General features: G+C 44.6%; 1 protein-coding gene. It reads right to left on the minus strand.

Annotation, left to right across the window (positions count from 1 at the left end; all coding sequences use genetic code 11):
- Positions 1 to 65: 65 nt before the first annotated feature.
- Positions 66 to 518 (minus strand): JAB domain-containing protein (locus tag H8700_RS10250; protein WP_249305555.1); only part of this gene is annotated, 453 nt, incomplete at its 5' end.

The following is a 518-nucleotide window of genomic DNA, read 5'->3' on the forward strand; positions in this document are numbered from 1 at the left end:
CTGCACACAGGTCAACACTCTTTGCTATGGCAAGCTCTTCATCCGTAAATCTTCCATCCATGCTTTCACCTTGCCTTTCCCTGCTCTGCTACAAGCGGTGACTTGATATCAAGTGTCCGGTAATCTGTGCTCAGGGTAATCTTAGGATTATCAATCATGCCTTTTTCCCTGAAACTGAAAAATTCACGATTGTCTCCACCGACTATGATATGGTCAATGAGCGGTATTCCCATCAGTTCACACAGCTTGTTCATGCGGTCTGTCATCATCGTGTCTGCCTTGCTTGGGAATACATTCCCGGATGGATGACAATGGATTAACATCATGCTTGCCGCATTGCTTAGGATACTTGATTTAAACAGCTCTCTCGGATGTGCCATTGCCTCATTTAAAGAACCAACACTTGCAAAATGCACATTGATAGGTTTTAAATCTGACCTTAGATTGACCACACACACTACTTCCCTGTCAAACTGGCACATACAGTCTCCCATGACAGCAGCTATATCCGCCGGATT

Source organism: Jutongia hominis, from assembly GCF_014384965.1.
GTDB lineage: Bacteria > Bacillota > Clostridia > Lachnospirales > Lachnospiraceae > Butyribacter > Butyribacter hominis.